We start from the raw sequence: 1,520 nt of genomic DNA on the forward strand, positions 1-1,520 counted from the left end.
GCGCTGCTTAAGGCAAGGAGCGTGCAGCGCTCCGCAAGCCGCTATGCGCTTGCGCGTTTTCGGGTAACGATTCCAGCGCCGCCTGCAGCAGGATATCGGCAAGGCGCGCCGCCACCGGGTCCGGCTCGGCCTCCTTGCGATGCAGGAACAGCGCCATCTCAGGCAGTGCGGGTAATCCCAGGACGTCCGGTGTCATTGCCTTCACACTGGCCGGCAGACCGATATCGGTGCGGATCGTCAGCCCAAGCCCGGCGGCGACCGCCGCCCAGATGCCGCCAAGGCTCGGGCTGGAAAAAGCCATCCGCCACGACAGGCCGGCGCGGTCGAGTGTTTCCGTCGCTATCGTGCGCAGCAGGCATGGCGCTTCGAGCGCCACCAGTGGCAGCGCCTCGCCATCGCGCAGGTTTGTCTCGATGAGTTTTGCCGGGCCGATCCAGCGCATCTGAACATCGGCGACATGTTGGCTGTAAGGCAGCGTCGCCCCGTTGTGCCAGGCAAGCGCGATATCGAGGCTGCCGGACGTGATCCGCTCGGCGAGTTCGTAGCTGCGCGCGATCCTGGCTTCGATCTTGACCTTGGGGTGCGCGCGGGCGAAGCGGCCGAGCACCTCCGGCAGCACCGCCTCGCCGAAATCCTCCTGCAGCCCGAGCCGTACCCAGCCCTCCAGCTCGATATCATGTATGGCGGACGCGGCTTCGTCGTTGAGTTCGAGCAGCCGTCGCGCATAGCCGAGCATTGTCTCGCCGGCCTCCGTCAACGCTAGGCCGCGCCCCGATTTGCGGAAGATCGGCGTCGCTGCCTGTTCCTCCAGCTTCTTCAACTGCGCGCTGATCGCCGAGGTCGAGCGGCCGAGCCGGTCGGCGGCCTTGGCGAAGCTGCCCAGCTCCATCCCGGTGACGAAACTTCTGAGAACGTCCAGATCGAATGTCACGCGTCGCACGGATCAATCCTGTTTTTCGGGACCGTCTATCCACAACTTCCCGATATTCAGGACGAAGCTATGGCGGTAGAGACGGCGCGTCAAGGTCCGGATGCAGCCGGTCCATCCAGGGAATCGAGCCCAGGGGAATCGAATAATGTCAGCCATCGCTACCGCCTCAGATCGCAAACCGGGCAAGCCCCGGCCGGACATCACCGCTGCCCCCGCGTCGGCACCTCGCAGCAATCATCGCTGGAAGGTGCTGGGCATCGGCGTGGCCGCCAATGCCTGCTTTTCTGCGACCTTCTCGGGCATCCCGACGACGGCGGTGTTCATGCGCTCGGGCTACCATCTCGGCAATGGTCAGCTTGGCCTCGTTCTGGGTCTTCTGGGCCTAGGCGTTGCGCTGAGTGAACTGCCCTGGGGGCTGCTGACCGATCGCTGGGGCGACCGGCGCGTGCTTTTGACCGGGCTAGGCGCGACTGCGATATGGCTTTCTTTCATGGCGTTCATCGTCGTGCCGGCGCCGGCACATGTTCCCGGCGTTGCGCTTCTGGCCGTCGTCCTGCTTGTCACCGGTCTGCTCGGCGGCAGCGTCAAC

General features: G+C 65.1%; 2 protein-coding genes. One reads left to right on the forward strand and one right to left on the reverse strand.

The window, feature by feature from the left end; translation table 11 throughout:
• Window positions 1-7: 7 nt before the first annotated feature.
• Window positions 8-940, reverse strand: coding sequence for a LysR substrate-binding domain-containing protein (locus tag E5W87_RS31290; RefSeq protein ID WP_292406565.1), 933 nt, complete (start codon window positions 938-940; stop codon window positions 8-10).
• Between the two features lie 136 nt (window positions 941-1,076).
• On the opposite strand from E5W87_RS31290, the gene E5W87_RS31295 reads away from it, so the two are divergent.
• A partial coding sequence (locus tag E5W87_RS31295) for an MFS transporter (protein ID WP_292406566.1) occupies window positions 1,077-1,520 on the forward strand: 444 nt, incomplete at its 3' end.

It is taken from the genome of Mesorhizobium sp. (assembly GCF_004962925.1).
Lineage (GTDB): Bacteria > Pseudomonadota > Alphaproteobacteria > Rhizobiales > Rhizobiaceae > Mesorhizobium.